Origin of the sequence: Desulfosporosinus hippei DSM 8344 (assembly GCF_900100785.1) — a bacterium.
In the GTDB taxonomy this organism is placed as follows: Bacteria; Bacillota; Desulfitobacteriia; order Desulfitobacteriales; family Desulfitobacteriaceae; genus Desulfosporosinus; species Desulfosporosinus hippei.
The window spans coordinates 1-17418 of the sequence record NZ_FNCP01000048.1 but is presented as its reverse complement, the minus strand read 5'-3'; the positions used below and the strand labels follow the sequence as shown (position 1 = coordinate 17418).

General features: G+C 42.1%; 14 protein-coding genes and 1 riboswitch. Of the genes, 12 read left to right on the top strand and 2 right to left on the bottom strand.

The features are described from left to right. Positions 1–312 (top strand): BMC domain-containing protein (locus BLS16_RS22355; protein WP_143015567.1); only part of this gene is annotated, 312 nt, incomplete at its 5' end. A gap of 240 nt (positions 313–552) precedes the next feature. Beyond that, entirely contained in the window at positions 553–1224 is a 672-nt protein-coding gene (locus BLS16_RS22350) for a cupin domain-containing protein (protein ID WP_092335804.1), read from the top strand. Positions 1225–1311: 87 nt separating this feature from the next. On the opposite strand, the gene BLS16_RS22345 is transcribed toward BLS16_RS22350, so the two are convergent. Beyond that, positions 1312–1518: an alpha/beta-type small acid-soluble spore protein gene (locus BLS16_RS22345; RefSeq protein ID WP_034602265.1), complete on the bottom strand. Its 207-nt coding sequence runs from the start codon at positions 1516–1518 to the stop codon at positions 1312–1314. 552 nt (positions 1519–2070) lie between these two features. On the opposite strand from BLS16_RS22345, the gene BLS16_RS22340 reads away from it, so the two are divergent. From BLS16_RS22340 to cydC, 4 genes are all read left to right on the top strand, one after another. Next, a complete protein-coding gene (locus tag BLS16_RS22340; RefSeq protein ID WP_092335803.1) occupies positions 2071–3456 on the top strand; it encodes a cytochrome ubiquinol oxidase subunit I in 1386 nt (461 codons plus the stop codon). Continuing rightward, positions 3447–4451 (top strand): cytochrome d ubiquinol oxidase subunit II, encoded by a 1005-nt coding sequence (cydB, locus tag BLS16_RS22335; RefSeq protein ID WP_092335802.1) that lies wholly within the window; start codon positions 3447–3449, stop codon positions 4449–4451. Before BLS16_RS22340 ends, cydB begins: the two co-directional genes overlap by 10 nt. A gap of 182 nt (positions 4452–4633) precedes the next feature. After that, complete coding sequence (gene cydD / locus BLS16_RS22330; RefSeq protein ID WP_092335801.1) at positions 4634–6382, top strand: thiol reductant ABC exporter subunit CydD; 1749 nt, start codon at positions 4634–4636, stop codon at positions 6380–6382. Next, the gene (gene cydC / locus BLS16_RS22325) at positions 6379–8115 is read left to right on the top strand and encodes a thiol reductant ABC exporter subunit CydC (protein ID WP_092335800.1); all 1737 of its coding nucleotides are present in this window, start codon (positions 6379–6381) and stop codon (positions 8113–8115) included. The genes cydD and cydC overlap by 4 nt, the downstream gene beginning before the upstream one ends. Before the next feature lie 693 nt (positions 8116–8808). Here the strand turns inward: cydC and BLS16_RS22320 are convergent. Then, positions 8809–10137, bottom strand: coding sequence for a DNA recombination protein RmuC (locus tag BLS16_RS22320; protein WP_092335799.1), 1329 nt, complete (start codon positions 10135–10137; stop codon positions 8809–8811). A gap of 293 nt (positions 10138–10430) precedes the next feature. Between BLS16_RS22320 and BLS16_RS22315 the strand changes: the two genes are divergently transcribed. The 6 genes from BLS16_RS22315 (at position 10431) to BLS16_RS22290 (ending at position 17176) form a co-directional block, all read left to right on the top strand. After that, a complete protein-coding gene (locus tag BLS16_RS22315; protein ID WP_176786271.1) occupies positions 10431–13076 on the top strand; it encodes an HD domain-containing phosphohydrolase in 2646 nt (881 codons plus the stop codon). A 58-nt stretch (positions 13077–13134) separates the two neighbouring features. After that, positions 13135–13246, top strand: a riboswitch (TPP riboswitch). A gap of 80 nt (positions 13247–13326) precedes the next feature. Continuing rightward, on the top strand, positions 13327–14130 hold the full coding sequence (thiD, locus tag BLS16_RS22310; protein WP_092335797.1) for a bifunctional hydroxymethylpyrimidine kinase/phosphomethylpyrimidine kinase: 804 nt from the start codon (positions 13327–13329) through the stop codon (positions 14128–14130). Continuing rightward, positions 14127–15344, top strand: a complete 1218-nt coding sequence (gene cytX, locus BLS16_RS22305) for a putative hydroxymethylpyrimidine transporter CytX (RefSeq protein ID WP_242876409.1) — start codon at positions 14127–14129, stop codon at positions 15342–15344. The genes thiD and cytX overlap by 4 nt, the downstream gene beginning before the upstream one ends. After that, positions 15323–16135: a hydroxyethylthiazole kinase gene (gene thiM, locus BLS16_RS22300; protein ID WP_092335796.1), complete on the top strand. Its 813-nt coding sequence runs from the start codon at positions 15323–15325 to the stop codon at positions 16133–16135. Before cytX ends, thiM begins: the two co-directional genes overlap by 22 nt. Further along, positions 16128–16754 (top strand): thiamine phosphate synthase, encoded by a 627-nt coding sequence (gene thiE, locus BLS16_RS22295; RefSeq protein WP_092335795.1) that lies wholly within the window; start codon positions 16128–16130, stop codon positions 16752–16754. The genes thiM and thiE overlap by 8 nt, the downstream gene beginning before the upstream one ends. Positions 16755–17002: 248 nt before the next feature. After that, on the top strand, positions 17003–17176 hold the full coding sequence (locus tag BLS16_RS22290) for an aspartyl-phosphate phosphatase Spo0E family protein (protein WP_092335794.1): 174 nt from the start codon (positions 17003–17005) through the stop codon (positions 17174–17176). The last annotated feature ends 242 nt before the right edge of the window (positions 17177–17418 follow it).

Sequence of the window (17418 nt, the reverse complement as noted above, 5' to 3'; positions counted from 1 at the left end):
TCAATCCTGCCCTCCATTGGAAGAGCGAACGCTCTAAAGGATATTAAGGCCTTAGGTATCATAGAAACCTTTACCGTTGCCTCCCTCATCGAAGCAGCGGATGCGGCAGTCAAAGCCGGCGATGTGGAGCCGCTGCTCTTACACTTGGCTTTTGGAATTGGGGGTAAAAGCTACACCCTCCTCACCGGAGAAGTTGCTTCCGTCAAAGCCGCCGTGGAAGAAGGAAGCAACCTGGCCAGTGAAAAGGGGCTTCTCATCCGTCAAGTCGTTATCCCCAGACCCGCGAAGCAATTAATTGAAAGTCTGCTGTAAGGAGTTCGAAGCTGGCAGCACGAGGCAAGAAGACAGGATCACAAGCTCGATGCTGGCTAAGTGAACCGATTGATCATAGTTAGTACGAAGTACTAAGCGAGAAGCAACAAAAAAACTTTGCAAAAACCCAAGTAGGGAAACGAGGTGCAAAGCACTAAAGTTTACCCCCTAAATTCTAGTATTGAAATCTTAACTCGAACCACGAATATCTAATATCGAACCATGATAAGGAGGTGTACTATGGGACGATTTATCTCGGCTGCCATTCTGCGGGATATGGCCAAATTAGGTAAAAATATCGTTTTAGAAGAAGACAGTGTCCTGACCCCATCCGCCAAGGATCTCGCTAAAGAACTGGGAATTACCATTAGCAAAGGCAAAGAAGAAATTATCGGCCACAATGTTGTAGGGCAAGCAGGAGTACAACTGATTAATTCTGAGTCCGGAGTTAAAGAGGTCAGTGTATCCTCTGGCACAGAAGCAACAAACACCAAGGATGCCGACCTAAAAAAAGCCGTCCAGAAGATTCTGGGAGAGGTTCTTAAACCCGCCTGTGCAAACCCGAAAGCGACCCATGTCAAAGGAGAAACGGTTGTAATTCAGCCATTTCCGGAAGCGCCTCCCGGACAAAAAGTAGGGCTGGTAGACGTGATTGATTCTCGGGTGGGCAATCTGGCCTCAGGGTTTATGACCTTTGATCATTCTCGGCTGCCATGGTTCTTAAACTATGATGAAGTTGATTACGTCATCGAAGGGGAGTTTGTCCTGGAAGTTGAAGGGCAAGTTTTCCGTGCTAAGGCTGGAGATGTGTTGTACATTCCTAAGGGAAGTCAGGTCGTCTTTTCCTCGCCAACGTTTTGTAAAGTTTTCTATTGTACCTATCCTGCTAACTGGGCCGAATTTTGCGATTAAGAGCGTTTCCAAAGCGGGAGAAAGTCACAAAAAGAGGGATGCCATTGACATCCCTCTTTTTGTGCGTTCTTATGAACTTCTAAGTAATTATATCTTGCTGCCGTTTTTAAGATGTTCCTCTGCAAATTGAATCATACGCTTAGTCATTTGACCGCCGACAGAGCCATTTTCACGGCTTGTTCGATCACCGCCTAATTGAAGACCCATCTCGCTGGCTACCTCATATTTGAATTGATCTAATTGCTGAGAAGCCCCTTGAGCTGCTGGTGTATTTGTACTTCTTTCTCCTGACATAGTAAATTCCTCCTTTTCTTCTAGTTCAATTTAATTATTTTCCATTTTAGATGGCTGTATTATATTATCCAAATTACCGAGTTCAAACCTGGTAATTTCATTAATATTAAGGTTCATTTACCATGTATGGATCAATTTAGAACTTATATATCCAACGATAAACAACTAAAGAAAATGAATAGACCGCTATAAGAATGTTATCTAATTAGGAAATATGACTTACATTTCAGAAAGGTTCTCTCAACAGTAAGCAACCTAGGCCTAACCAAGAAAAAATCTAACAAAATATCGAAAATAGAGGAATAATATCGATTATTGGCGAATAAACAAAAACTATAACACTCAATTTTCTACATATTTAATTGACTACCTAATTGATAATTAGTATAATAATAAATAATATAAAATTGAGTGGAGACATATATATAACGTAAATAGGTTAAGTGAAAATGAATAAACAAAGGAGGAAAGAGGGAAGGGCCATCTTTAAAGCAGTTACTAGGGAATAATAAATGTGAGGCTGACATTAATTAACTAATTGGAGGTGTGACGATGACTGAACTTATCTTATCTAGATTACAATTTGCCCTAACGACTTCTTATCATTTCTTGTTTGTTCCTTTGACTTTAGGACTAGGTGTCCTCGTTGCTATGATGGAGACATGGTATGTAAAAACCGGGAATGAAACCTACAAGAAAATGACTAAGTTTTGGGGTAAACTATTTCTAATCAATTTTGCTATGGGTGTTGTAACCGGATTAACTCAAGAATTCCAGTTTGGTATGAATTGGTCGGAGTATTCTCGTTTTGTAGGAGATATTTTTGGTGCTCCTTTAGCAGTTGAGGCCTTAGTAGCGTTTTTCTTAGAGTCTACATTTTTAGGATTATGGGTTTTTGGGTGGGATAAATTATCTAAGAGGGTTCATTTGATGGCTATTTGGATTGTAGCAATTGCTTCGAACCTCTCTGCGTTCTTTATTTTAGTTGCAAATTCATTTATGCAAGAGCCAGTTGGCTATGTTTTACGCAATGGCCGTGCAGAAATGACTGATTTTCTGGCATTAATCACGAATCCTCATGTGCTCTATCAATTCCCTCATACTGTTCTTAGCGGATTTGTAACCGCCGGTTTTTTTGTGATGGGGGTTAGTGCTTATCATTTACTGAAAAAGAACTATTTGGATGTCTTTCAGCGCTCATTTCAGATTGCCGTTGTTTTTGGACTAATAAGTACTTTAGGGGTTTCAGGAATTGGACACTTACAAGGAATGCACCTTGTGAAAACTCAACCCATGAAGATGGCCGCAGCTGAGGCACATTGGGAGACAGAAAATCCAGCAGGTTTATCCCTCTATGCCTCCATCGATGAGCAAGGACAGAAAAACAATTTTGAGGTTAAAATTCCTGCCTTGTTAAGTTTTCTTTCTTATAACAGCTTTACAGGTGAGGTCAAAGGGATTCATGAGCTGCAGGAAGCTGCTGTTAATGAATATGGGCCAGGTAACTATGTTCCGCCGGTAGCTTCTCTTTTTTGGAGTTTCCGTATCATGTTGACAGCAGGAATTTGGTTAGTCCTGATGGCAATGCTAGGATTATACTTCAATAGGACGAAGGCTTATGAACAAAATCCCTGGTTTTTGAAACTAATGTTATGGACCATCCCAATCCCCTATATAGCAAATACAGCGGGCTGGTTCTTAGCAGAAGTTGGACGTCAACCTTGGATTGTTTACGGATTACAAAGAGTAGATCAGGGGGTATCCACTTCAGTGTCTTTAGTTTCGATGTTGATTGCATCGATTGGCTTTTTGTTAATATATACAATTTTAGCAGTTGCCGATATTTATCTGATGGTTAAATATGTTAAGAAGGGGCCGGAAGCGCCTGTAGAAGAAAGCCAGAAAACTGGAGTTAAGGGGGCGTCATTATGGACTTAAACATCCTCTGGTTCATACTCATAACCGTATTGTTCGTTGGGTTCTTTTTTCTCGAGGGGTTTGATTTTGGAGTGGGAATTTTACTTCCCTTCTTAGGTAAAAATGATCAAGAACGTCGAGTAGTTATTAATACAATCGGACCCCACTGGGATGGCAACGAAGTCTGGCTAATTACGGCTGGTGGAGCCATGTTTGCGGCCTTTCCTAATTGGTATGCTACCTTGTTTAGCGGTTTTTTTCTGGCATTGTTTCTGGTTTTATTTTCCTTGATCATTCGAGGAGTAGCCTTTGAGTTCCGCAGTAGTGATCCAAGTCCACTCTGGCGAAACACCTGGGATTGGGTGATTTTCACGGGAAGTTTATTGTCAGCAATCCTTTGGGGAGTAGCAGTGACAAATCTGCTTAAAGGCGTGCCAATAAATGCAGAAATGCAATATGTTGGAACCTTCTTTGATCTTCTTTCTCCTTACACTATCATCGGTGGGTTAACCACATTGTTAGTCTTTATGTTTCACGGTGCTTTATTCCTCAGCCTCAAGACAACAGGGGACATGGCTCAACGGTCATTAAAAATAGCTCGAAGAATTGCTTTAGTGGCTGTTCCCGTTGTTTTACTGTTAGCAGGTTTAACCTATTATCAGACGGATCTTTTTGCAAGTCTTGGCGCAGGTATAACCTTAATAGGTTCAGGAGTGACTCTTATCCTGGCTGCTCTCTTCTTAAAGTCTCGAAAAAATGGCTGGGCTTTCGTTACTAACGGCGTGACAATTCTCCTGTTTACTGTATCCGTGTTCTGGGGCCTTTTCCCTCGGGTAATGATTTCCAGCTTGAATGCAAACTGGAGTCTCACTATCTACAATGCATCCTCCAGCCCATATACCCTCAAGATAATGACGATTGTAGCAATGATTATGGTGCCTATTGTGCTTATATATCAAGGGTGGACCTATTGGGTATTCCGTAACAGAGTCACCGAAAAGAATCTACACTATTAAGAATTTGATATATAATCAAAGGGCAAGATATTTCTTGCCCTTAATTAATTTAGGCTTGCACCTAATGACCATAATGTAGGGACAATCAAGTGAACCCTTCAGAGGATCCCCCTAACTTTGGATGCCCCCCAATTAAGACAGAAGAACCGGTTCCCCTGTCTTGCCCGAAGGAGATGATAATAATGTTTGATAAGCGGTTAATCAGAGAGGGGAGGTCTGTTTGGAGATTTCTTTTACTAACTATAAGTCTTAGTATAGGGATCGCCTTATTAGCTGTTGCCCAGGCCTGGTTTTTCTCCGGCGTAGTCTCCAGAGTGTTCTTAGAAGGGGCTAACCTAAAGGAGACTTGGAATTTCCTCTTGATGATCCTGGCAATTATCATAACCCGGGCAATATTTCAGTGGGGCAGTGAAGTATCTGCCTTTGAAGTGGCTTCCTATATAAAGCTAAATTTACGTGAACGATTGCTGAAGCATATTATGTCCTTGGGCCCCCTATATACGAGAGGGGAACGATCCGGGGAACTAATCTCTACGGTTATCGACGGAATTGAAGCACTGGAGGATTATTTTTCAAAATATCTGCCCCAACTACTATTGGCCGCGGGTATACCCTTTGTAATCCTTTGCTTTGTGTTTCCCCGGGATTGGAAGTCCGGAGTGATTCTTCTCGTGACCGGTCCGCTTATACCGATTTTCATGATGTTAATCGGGAAACTTGCTGAGAAAAAATCACTGCAGCAGTGGAAAGATTTAAGTTGGATGAGTGCCCATTTTTTAGACATTCTCCAGGGCTTGACGACTCTAAAAGTATTTGGGCAAGCCAAAAATCAAACCAGGGTTATAGAAAGAGTTAGCGAGTCTTTTCGAAGATCAACCCTGAGCGTGTTAAGAATTGCTTTTCTATCCGCACTTATGCTAGAGTTTCTGGCAACAATTAGCACTGCTTTGGTAGCCGTGACCATCGGGTTAAGACTGGTTAATGGAACCCTTTCATATTCTTCCGGTTTGTTTCTTTTACTGCTGGCACCTGAATTCTATACCCCTTTAAGAACCTTAGGGTTAAACTTTCATGCAGGTTTGTCTGGGGTAAATGCCGCTGCCCGAATATTTGAGATTTTGGATGCTCCTTTGCATAATGAAGAAAATGTTAATCAGACAGAATTCAAGACAGATACCCCGGCATTGCCCGGTAATTTCCAGATTACTTTTCAAGATGTTAGCCTTACCTATCAAGCCGGAGGGGCCCCGGTTCTAAAAGGAATCAATCTATCCATAAATTCAGGAGAACAAATTGCTATCGTCGGTCCCAGCGGAGGGGGTAAAACTTCGGTTGCCCAGCTTCTATTGGGTTTCATTAATCCAACATCGGGAAATATTCAGATCAATGGAGTTTCATTGAACAGGATTTCAAAAGAAAAATTGCTGAATGAGATTGCCTACGTTCCTCAAAACACATATCTATTTGCCGGAAGTGTAGCAGAAAATATTCGTTTAGGAAGACCTTCTGCCGGCTTCGAAGATCTTGTCAGGGCAGCCCAAGAGGCATCGGCTCACGAATTTATTATGAAACTTCCTGAGGGATACGAAACTTATCTGGGGGAAGGGGGGACCCGCTTAAGCGGCGGACAGGCTCAACGAATTGCCCTGGCCAGGGCTTTCTTAAAAAATGCTCAACTCTTGATCTTAGATGAAGCGACTTCCAGCTTAGATTTAGAAAGTGAAAAATATGTACAAGAAGCCTTAGCACGTTTGTTGCAAGGCAGGACTGCCTTAATCATCGCTCATCGCCTGGATACTGTTTTCCAAGCAGACCGAATTCTGGTAATGGATCAGGGCCAGATTGTTGAAGCAGGAACTCATATGGAATTGGTGAGAGAACAGGGCCTTTATCATAGTTTCTTGAAGGAATACCGAGGTGAGATAGGATGAAGAGTGCAACTTGGTTAATTCACATGATGTTACCTTACCGGAGGAGAATCATTCTTGCCTTGATCTTAAGTTCGCTGACTGTTACAAGTCACATTGGATTAATGGCAACTTCTTCGTATCTTCTGGCCCGTGCGGCTCTTCATCCTCCGGTCCTTGACTTGATGGTGACCATTGTTGGCGTTCGTTTCTTTGGCATATCCCGTGCTGTCTTTCGTTACTTAGAGCGTTATGTTGCTCACGATGTGACCTTTCGGGTTTTAAGCCAAATACGGGTTAAGTTTTATCAAGCAATAGAACCCCTTGCCCCGGCTCGCCTATTGAATTTTCGGAGTGCAGACCTGCTTAGACGAATTGTTGCAGATGTGGAAATTCAACAAAATCTCTTTCTGAGAGTTATGTCTCCGCCCATCGTAGCTTTACTGGTTCTTAGCGGATACGGGTTTTTCCTGGCTCGCTATGATCTAAGATTTACAGCAATTTTAGCAGCTGGTTTTTTAATGGCAGGACTACTTATTCCCTGGATCGTCAAAAGTTTGAGTCGAGGGGTAGGGCTGAGTATTGTTGCTTTAAAGACAAAACTCAACACCCAGGTTGCTGACAGCCTTTTAGGAATGACTGAACTAGTCGCTTACGGCCAAGCTCAGTCGCAATTAATAAGTGTTCGACATACCAACGAAAGATTAACTGATCAACAACGTCGGAATGCCTGGCAAACGGCCTTTTCCTCAGCTTTAACCTGGATGATTGGAAATCTAAGTATGTGGTTTATCCTTATCTTAGGGATAATGCTTGTTGAGCAAGGAAAGTTAAGTGGAGTTAATCTGGGAATGTTGGCCCTAGGGACATTAAGCAGTTTTGAAGCAATAGTTCCTTTAGCCCAGGTTCCGCATCATTTAGAACAAAATCAGGCTGCGGCAGAGCGTTTGCTAGAGCTAATCCAAGCCCAGCCTACGGTTAAAGATCATCAATCAATGGTTTCTATACCTAAAGATATGAGCCTGGTCTTTAAGGAGGTTAGCTTTAAATATGGGGAGAGGGAGCCTTGGGCTTTACATCGGTTGTCCTTTAAAATCCCTCAAAGGGGCAAGGTAGCCATTGTCGGGGCAAGTGGTGCAGGCAAGACAAGCGTTGTGAATTTACTGCTCCGATTTTGGGAGTTTGATCAGGGGAGTATTGAGCTGGGGGGGCACTCCCTTCGTGACTATTCTCAACAAGAGGCCAGAAACTACGTAGGTGTTGTGACGCAAAGAACCCATATTTTTAATGCCACAATTCACGAGAATCTTCTTCTGGCAAACCCTGAGGCCAGTGATGAAGATGTGAAATCAGCCGCCCAAAAAGCAAAGCTCCATGATTTTATTCAATCATTGCCTAAGGGATATGACAGCTTTGTGGGGGAAGGTGGATTTAAGCTTTCAGGTGGGCAGAGGCAAAGATTGGCAATTGCCAGAGTACTACTAAAGAATGCTCCGATTCTGATCCTGGATGAAGCTATGGAGGGCCTTGATCCAATAACAGAACGTGACGTTTGGGAGGAAGTCTATAAACTTATGGAAGGGCGTACTACTTTAGTAATTACCCATCAATTAACGGGTTTAGAGAAGATGGATGAAATATTGGTACTGGACAAGGGTCAGGTGGTTGAGCGAGGTAAGCATGGTGAGCTTCTCGAGCAGAATGGGTTCTATCGGAGGCTTTGGAATAGTAGGGTCGCACTCCATGCCGCTACGTAGCACTAGCAGAGGATGAAAATAGGGTCGCTGGGGGCAGGGCAGCTTCGCCCACATCCGTAACTCAGCATTCCGAGGCTGGCCCACTCGTTGACCCGGGAGCTTCGCCAAACCTCTGGGTAATACCTGAGGTGAACCAGTGGCTACGCTTCCCCAGGTCAACTATGTGGGCTTAACCGCCTCTCCATGCAATGAGTTCACTCCTGTGGATCGAAGCCGCCCTGTCTTTCGGGTCTACTATTCTAAAGCGTGTTTTTTGGTGCTTTTCAGAGTAGGCTGACATGCCCCTACTACAGCACCTGCAGTTTGCAAAAACCGCCAAGCACGCTAAAGATTCCTCGAAGCCTTACCTAAGAATCCTAAAGTTCTGCTTACACTCCTAGCAAGCTGGCTGGAGGAGCGCTTTTCTGCTAAGCGGATGCGTCAGTGAAGCCGCGCTAAGGCGAAGGCCGACGGTTTGCGTCCCCGTAGCGCGCCGCAGGTTCACATGCAGAAATACCCAGAGGTTCGGACGCGCTCGCAAACCGTCAAGCGAGCCAGCGGCGGAACTCGCAGACGCGTGCAGAACGACGAAGACACTGTCTTCGCACGGGTTAAACCTTCTTGCAGCATCGTCTTCGCACGGGTTAACTCAGCTAAGAAGCGCTCCGCCTCAGAGCCCGACTGAATCTTCCCCTGACAGGAAACCTTCTTACATTAGTCTTGCTCAGACTCCTGCTCCAGCATTACCTCCGCTTCACCGGCAGGAAGCGTCTGCACATCCTTAAGCTTACGAACAATGGTGCGACTCTTTCTGGTTGCAGTATCAATAGTGTTGCTTGCTTCTTGAAGCTTTTTCTGAGTTTTTTCTAAGATATCGACGAACTTACCGAACTCAGTTTTAACAGCACTGAGTAAATTCCATACTTCACTGGAGCGTTTCTCAATTGCCAAGGTTTTAAAGCCCATTTGAAGGCTGTTGAGGAGAGCTGCCAGGGTAGTTGGTCCGGTTATGATAACTTTGTACTCCCGCTGAAGAAGTTCGCATAGCCCGGGTCGGCGAATTACTTCGGCATACAGTCCCTCTACCGGCAAGAATAAGACTCCGAAATCTGTGGTACAGGGAGGATCTATATATTTATCTCTAATAGTTCTCCCCTCCAGCTTAATTCGATTTTCAAGAGCCTTTCCCAATTCTTCTATGCGTGGGAGATTGGCTTGATCCTGTGCTTCAATTAACCGTTCATAATCTTCAATTGGAAATTTGGCATCGATTGGAAGCCAAATGATATTATTCTGCCCGTCTCTGGCAGGAAGTTTAATGGCAAATTCTACGCGATCATTACTTCCTGCCTTAGTTGCAACATTACAGGCATATTGTTCCGGCGTTAGAATTTGTTCTAACAGGTTTCCCAGCTGTATTTCGCCCCAGATTCCTCGGGTTTTAACATTAGTCAGGACTTTTTTTAAGTCTCCGACCCCTGAAGCTAAGGTTTGCATTTCTCCAAGCCCTTTGTGAACAGCCTCTAATCTGTCACTTACTAATTTAAAAGATTCACCTAAGCGCTGCTCAAGAGTAGCGCTTAGTTTTTCGTCGACAGTTGCCCGCATTAGGTCTAATTTTTGACTGTTATCCTGCTGAATCAGCAGCAGACGTTCTTCCATGGTTTTGCGCATTTGTTCTAGTTTTAGATCATTTGTTTTTGTAAGGGAATTCATCTGGTTAGAAAAAATATCTAATTGATTACCTTGAAGGTTGGCTATTTCCGACATTCGGGCTAGTACTGAATCATTAAAAGACCGAACAGACTGATTTAATTCCTCCCGAATTTGCTTGGCGTTAAGGCTGGTTTCTTCACGGTTTTTAGCGATTTCGCCATTCACGAGACGTTCGTTGCGCTCAAGGTTTTTTTCCATAAGGTTAAATTTATTCTCTAATTTTGCGTAAGGATTGCGTGAACGAGTTAAAAGTATAATGAGTAAGATAATGGCAATGCCGACCATAGCTATGAGAATAAGTTCGATCCAAAAAATAGGTTCTGTCATTTGAAATGCCTCCTGATGTTGAGTTCGTTTTTATTACTTTATCACATTCGCAAGACAAACAAATGTTTCTTTTAATATTTAATACTATTTTTCTATTTAAGAACGAAAAATACTTTTTTCTAGCAGAAAAATGCTTACATTTGTCGAAATCAGAATTGAAGATAATTATCGTAAAATATTATCGCCAAGTCACTTACGTTTTAGAGGGTTTTTAGAATCTAAAGAGAATTCTATATAATTTAAGGACAATATTGGCTTTTAAGGTGAAGATGAGGATCTTCATGGGAGGAAGAATGAAGAAATTTAAGATACCTGTAACAGTTTTGATGATCATGGCTTTGACCTTCGGCTTGGGCGGATTATCCTTTTTAGCCATTCATAAGACAAGAGCTGTCTTAATGAATAATTTGGAAGTCCATACTACATCCCTTACTCATTCTTTAAGTTCTAAAGTAAGTCTGTGGTTAAAGGCCCATGAATCTAAACTGGAGATCATGGCTAATATCCCCCTTATGAAGAGTGGAGACAAGGACTTGATCTTATCCTATTTAAATGAAGAAATCCAACGCAATCAAGGTTATGAAGAACTCTTCTACGCCGATAGCGAAGGCAAATACTTGCAAAATACTGGACTCCAAGGAAGCATAATAGATCGTGACTATTTTAATGAAGTAAGGGATACAGGGAATTCAATCATATCCGATCCCTTATATTCTAAGGGAAGTGGCAGACACATTATTGTTGTCGCTGCTCCTATTAAGAATGGAAGTAAGGTTGTTGGTTTGATTGGTGGTTGTATTAACTTATCTGAATTAACTGAGCTTATTGCAGCAAAAGATGGAGAGGTAAGTAAGGCATTTATTGTCCAAAAAGATGGATTGATGATAACCCATCCTAATGAAGAGTTCATTATGACTTACAATGGACGAATGTATAATCGGTCTTCTTTAGATTATAAAGATACCATCGATAAAATGATTAAAGGAGAAAGTGGAATTACCAGGAATACCTTTGAAGACGGTGACAAATACCTGGCTTATGCTCCTATACTTGGAGTCAACTGGTCCTTAGGAGTTACGGTTCCGGCTAGCTATGTCTTGAATCAGTTATATTATTTACCTGTCTATTTTGTAGTGGTAACAGTATGTTTAGGTCTGGTTTTAGCTTTTTTAATGAGACGTTGGCTTGTTCGTCCTCTTACTAAGTTAGCTCGTTTTACTTCGGAACTTAACGATAATATTTATGGGCTAGAGAATAATTATTTGGTAGATAGCCCAGTCATCGAAGTAGAATCCCTTGCTACTAATTTTCGCCGGATGGCGGTGGAACTGCAAGATAACTTTCGCAAGCTGGCAAATTCAGAAATAAGCCTAAAGGAAGAAATCTATAACAAGATGACAGTTCAGAAGGATCTGGAGAGTAGTTATGAAGAGCTTGAAGCAGTTGAAGAAGAACTAAGGTATAATTACGAAAAACTACAGTCTAAAGAAATAATGCTTCGAGAATCGGAACGTCGTCTACGCTCAATGCTGGAGAATGTTAAACTCATTACCGGGATTATTGATATGAACGGGAAAATTATTTTCTGCAATGACTTTATACTGGGATTAACCGGGTACGAGAAAGACGAGGTTGTTGGGCATGATTTCTTTAATGTTTTCATTCCCCATGAGTTTAGGCAAAAAGCAAAGGGATGGTTAAAAGGGGTACTGGCCAGTAAGGACATTGTTGTACATAATATCTACCCGATCCGGACTAAAGCGGGAAATAACCGTTTTGTTCACTGGAATCATACCCTTTTGTTTGATGCAGATGGTAATGTATCGGGAATTGCCAGTATTGGGGAAGATATTACGGAGCGAAAGCAATTTCAAGAAAAGTTAGAGCATATTAGTTTTCATGATGTTATAACTGACCTCTATAATCGAACGTATTTTGAAGAGAAAATGCGTTCCATACAAGGAAACGACGGCAATTCTCCTGTCGGAATAATTGTCTGTGATGTGGATGGCTTAAAACTCGTTAATGACACACTTGGTCACAGCACAGGGGATAAATTACTTTGGTTAACCGGAACCATCATTAAAAAGTGTTTTCGAGAAGAAGATTTAATCTTTAGGATTGGCGGGGATGAGTTTGCTGTCATTCTGCCCAAGAGTGACTTAACCGTCGTAGAAAAAGCCTGCTACAGAATTCGTAAGGGCGTTGAAAAGTATAACCTGGAAAACAAGGAGTTTCCCCTCAGCCTCTCGATGGGTTTTGCAGTAAGTGGAACATCTAATGTCAACCTTGACGAGGTGTTTAAAGAAGCTGATGACGGCATGTATCGGGAAAAACTTCACCGCAGTAAAAGTACTCGCAGCGCAATAGTCCAAGCCATGATGAAAGCCCTTGAGGCTAGAGATTTTATTACCGAAGGGCACGCGGACCGGTTACAAGATTTGGTGATAATGCTCGGTGAAGCTATTACCTTGTCGGATCGGACTCTCTCAGACTTACGACTCTTGGCCCAATTCCATGATATCGGTAAAGTAGGTATACCGGATCGCATTCTCTTTAAAGCAGGACGGCTGACAGAAGATGAGTTCAAAGAGATGCAGCGACATAGTGAAATCGGCCATCGGATTGCCCAATCAGCTCCAGATTTATTGCCAATATCCGACTTCATTTTGAGGCATCATGAGTGGTGGAATGGTAAGGGGTATCCTCTAGGACTCAAAGAAGAGGAAATTCCGCTGGAGTGTCGCATTTTAGCGATAGCTGATGCTTATGATGCTATGACAAGCAATCGTCCCTATCGGAAAGGTATGAGTCAAGAACAAGCCTTAAATGAATTAACTAAGAATCAAGGAATTCAGTTTGATCCAATCTTAGTGCCTATTTTTAATAGAATGATCAGGTCTGGGGCATCAATGTGCCAAGTACGCTATATTAACTAAGAAATAGGTTATGTCCATTGACTTTAAATCTTTTCCGTGTTAGTTTTATAACAAATAATACTATGGGCAGGGGTGCTGGAATTGGCTGGCTGAGATTTAGACCCAAAAGTCTAAGACCCTTTTAACCTGATCTGGATAATGCCAGCGTAGGTAAGCAGTTTACTCTTTTATGATAATGAAAGAGCACAAATCTTATTCTGGAGATTTGTGCTCTTTTTAATCGTGGAGAATAATTAACAGGAGGTGCGGTATGAAAAAAGTACTGACTATAGCTGGCTCAGACAGCAGTGGAGGAGCGGGGATTCAGGCGGATCTTAAGACATTCTCTGCCCATGGGGTTTTTGGCATGAGCGTAATAACCGCGGTCACTGCTCAGAATACCCAAGGGGTCTTTGCTGTACAAGATATTTCGAGAGAGGTAATCGCGAAACAAATCGAGGCAATTTTTGACGATATTGAGGTCGACGGAGTGAAAATTGGTATGGTTTCGCAAGTCGAGACAATCGAGGTAATTGCAGAAGAGTTGAGAAATTATTCCCCTCAGGTTATTGTCTTAGACCCAGTTATGGTCTCAAAAAGTGGCTATCATTTGTTAAATCCAGAGGCGGAAGCAACCCTAATTAAGGAGCTATTGCCATTGGCGTTGGTGGTTACACCGAATATTCCTGAGGCAGAGGTTATGACCAATAAGTCCATTCAAAATCTTATGCAAATGGAAGAAGCCGCTAAGGAGATACATCAGATGGGGGCCAAAAATGTCTTGCTCAAAGGGGGACACCTAGAAGAAGATCCTATTGATGTACTATATGACGGTGGAGAATTCAGTTACTTTTCCACAGCTAGAGTTGCAACGAAGAACACTCATGGTACCGGATGCACACTTTCGTCGGCAATTACGGCAAACCTTTCTTTAGGCTATAGCTTAAATGAGGCAATCTCTCTAGCCAAGGAGTATATAACCATAGCAATCCAAAATTCACTGTCCATTGGTAAGGGTGTAGGGCCTACCCATCACTTTTATACACTATACAAAAAGGCGGGATTAATTGAGTGAGTTCAACAGTCAAAAATAATTTAAGTATGCTAAACTTTACCACTCTCTGGTTCGGTGCTTCCATATCCGTCGCAGAAATTATAACCGGAGGTATGCTGGCCCCTTTGGGGTTTAAAATGGGACTTATTGCAATTCTGCTTGGGCACCTTGTAGGAACAACTATTTTGGTGTTGGGAGGTATCATCGGAACCGAAGAGAGAATACCTGCCTTAGCATCTACCCGTATCTCCTTTGGAGAGTATGGTTCCTATATCTTCTCTATTCTGAACGTATTACAGTTACTGGGTTGGACGTCAGTCATGATCGTTGTAGGGGCCAGGTCAGTAAATCAGATCACCAATACACTTTGGGGATTTGATCATCTGACAGTTTGGAGCCTGATTATCGGCGGCTTAATAATGCTTTGGCTCTGGCTGGGTAAAGATAGCGGCTGGAAGAAGGCCAACCACTTTGCAGTAATCTTACTATTTATTTTAACCTTAGTCCTAAGTGTCATCATTTTTCGCAATCATGAGCTGTTCACCAATCAGGGCGTTGGAGAAATGTCCTTTGGCTCAGCTATGGAGCTAGCTGTAATCATGCCTTTATCTTGGTTGCCCCTAATTGCTGACTATACTCGATTTGCAAGAACTAAGCGGGATGGTGCAGTGGGGAGCTGGCTCGGCTACTTTATTGGGAGCAGCTGGATGTACATTATTGGTCTGGGTGCTGCTATTGTAGCCAATGACTCTGATCCGGCTGCTATGTTGCTGGCTGCTAATCTGGGCATAGTAGCCCTGGGAATTATCGTCCTGGCAACAGTAACCACAACCTTCCTGGATGCCTATTCCGCAGGGGTTTCCTGCCTTAATATCTTTCCTAAGCTAAATGAGAAAACCCTTGCCCTAGTCATGACTGCCATTGGTACAGTACTGGCAATAGTTATTAATATCGAACAATATGAACATTTCCTTTATGCAATAGGCTCAGTATTCGCCCCCTTATTTTCAATCTTGTTGACGGATTACTTCCTACTTAAAAATAAGCGGATTCAATCAGACCTATTAGTTAATTGGGGTACCTTAGCTCTATGTGCCCTGGGTACTATGCTTTATTACCAGTTTATTAAGTTGGATTTCTTCTTAGGAGCTACGGTACCGGTTATGATCATAATTAGTCTAGTTCATATTATTACCTGGAGGTTGACTTCAAAATGCAAATTCGTGAGAAATTGAGCACAAATCTAAGTCTTGTCAAAGAAAAAAGTCCCTTAATCCACCATATTACGAACTATGTAACCGTTAACGATTGTGCCAATATTGTGTTGGCCATCGGAGGTTCCCCGGTGATGGCGGATGATATCGAAGAGGTAGAAGAAATGGTTGGCTTCGCCTCTGCTTTAGTCATTAATATCGGCACATTGAATTCCCGGACAATTGAAAGCATGCTTAGTGCAGGATTAAAAGCTAAAGAGTTAGGGGTTCCTGTTATTCTCGATCCTGTGGGAGTTGGGGCAACAAAACTTAGAACAAATACTGCCGCCAGGTTAATTCAAACCCTTAAACCCGAGGTAATTCGAGGGAATATGTCTGAAATTAAAGTCTTAGCTGGTTTAGAAGTGGCAATTAAGGGAGTGGATTCCCTGGCCGATGAACAAGACGGCTCAGTTGTCGCTAAAACACTGGCTTCTGAATTAGGTTCTATTATTGCTATAACCGGCAAAACGGATATTGTTTCTGACGGAAAGCAAGTTTGCCTGCTGGACAATGGTCATCAAATTTTAGCAGATGTCACAGGCACAGGATGTATGACCACTTCTTTGGTGGGTACTTATTGCGGGGTGACCAAAGATTATTTTAGTGCTGCTGTGGCAGGAATAACAAGTATGGGTTTAGCAGGGGAGATTGCTCAAGCTTCCTTACGTCATGGTGAAGGGATAGGAACCTTCAGAACAAGGCTATTTGACAGTATTTACAACTTAAATCCTGAATTATTGGCTAGAGAAGGTAAGATTAGGTATGAGTAAAAAAGCCAAGATTGACTACAGTCTTTATTTAGTAACAGACCGAAAAATACTTGGATCCAGAGATCTGGCTGCCTGTGTGGAGAAAGCTATACAAGGCGGAGTTACTTTGGTTCAGTTAAGAGAAAAATCTGTTTCCAGCAAAGAATTTCTAGAGTTAGCTCTGCGAGTAAAGGAAATAACCTCACACTATGAGATTCCTCTGATTATCAATGACCGTTTGGACATTGCTTTAGCAGTTGATGCCGAAGGACTGCATATCGGTCAAGATGATTTGCCAATGATTAAAGCGAGAGAATTGTTTGGGAAGGACAAAATCATTGGGGTCTCGGCGAGTACGCTTGAAGAAGCTCTTCTTGCCCAACAACAGGGTGCAGACTATTTAGGAGTAGGGGCAATTTTTAGCACAGCTACTAAAGCCGATGCCCCGGAAGTCAGTCTTGAGCAATTAAGTCAGATTAAGAAGTCGGTTTCAATACCTATTGTGGCTATCGGTGGAATTAATTTAAGTAACTTAAAGCAAGTTATTGGAACCGGGATTGATGGAGTTTCAGTTGTCTCGGCAATTTTAGCTCAAGAGGATATCTTACAAGCTGCGAAAAAGTTTAGAGAATTTATATAGAACTAGAAACAACCCCCATTTATTAGAAATGGGGGTGAGTTTTGGTTCACAGAGTAGACCCCCATGCCGCTGCCCTCTCTTCGAAAATGAGCAAAGTTTTGCTGATAATTGATAGAGTTAATTTATGAAATCCGGTTAGGACTGAATTGTTAAGTTTTGTTAAAAGACCATTTTGCTCTTAATACCGGTTAATTTTTAGTATATAATGTTAAATTGGTGGTCAATTATCAACAAAACGGAGGAAAAATGTGTCTCATACGATTAATGACCTTATAAAGCAAATCGAAAAATTGCGATTAGATTTGATCGAGGTTAAAGAGGGGAGATCTTACACTGACCCTGAAGTAATTGCGGTAAGTCAGGCATTAGATAAGGTCTTGGACGAATATCAGGAATTGATGCTTAAGAACAAAACTAAGTAGTTAGAATTGCATCCAAGGCATTGAATAGGGTGATTGACGGGTGATTGACGATGACCCAGTTAAAGCAATGGTTATTGTCTGATATAGGACTGTGAGTTATACTAGATGGCATCAAGACTATACATAAAAGCTTATTAGGGAGGATAGATAGTTTGAAAGAACCCATAAATATGAACGCTTTAATAAAAGGACATAACAAAATAAGCCCTGCTAACTAGCGGACTTTGAAAAATGAATATCGA

Excerpts from the sequence above, each read along its gene's own strand:
- BLS16_RS22350 (WP_092335804.1), top strand. The coding sequence starts at position 553 with ATGGGACGATTTATCTCGGCTGCCATTCTGCGGGATATGGCCAAATTA.
- BLS16_RS22340 (WP_092335803.1), top strand. The coding sequence starts at position 2,071 with ATGACTGAACTTATCTTATCTAGATTACAATTTGCCCTAACGACTTCT.
- BLS16_RS22345 (WP_034602265.1), bottom strand. The coding sequence starts at position 1,518 with ATGTCAGGAGAAAGAAGTACAAATACACCAGCAGCTCAAGGGGCTTCT.
- BLS16_RS22320 (WP_092335799.1), bottom strand. The coding sequence starts at position 10,137 with ATGACAGAACCTATTTTTTGGATCGAACTTATTCTCATAGCTATGGTC.
- cydC (WP_092335800.1), top strand. The coding sequence starts at position 6,379 with ATGAAGAGTGCAACTTGGTTAATTCACATGATGTTACCTTACCGGAGG.
- thiE (WP_092335795.1), top strand. The coding sequence starts at position 16,128 with ATGAGTAAAAAAGCCAAGATTGACTACAGTCTTTATTTAGTAACAGAC.
- cydD (WP_092335801.1), top strand. The coding sequence starts at position 4,634 with ATGTTTGATAAGCGGTTAATCAGAGAGGGGAGGTCTGTTTGGAGATTT.
- thiD (WP_092335797.1), top strand. The coding sequence starts at position 13,327 with ATGAAAAAAGTACTGACTATAGCTGGCTCAGACAGCAGTGGAGGAGCG.
- cydB (WP_092335802.1), top strand. The coding sequence starts at position 3,447 with ATGGACTTAAACATCCTCTGGTTCATACTCATAACCGTATTGTTCGTT.
- thiM (WP_092335796.1), top strand. The coding sequence starts at position 15,323 with ATGCAAATTCGTGAGAAATTGAGCACAAATCTAAGTCTTGTCAAAGAA.
- BLS16_RS22315 (WP_176786271.1), top strand. The coding sequence starts at position 10,431 with ATGAAGAAATTTAAGATACCTGTAACAGTTTTGATGATCATGGCTTTG.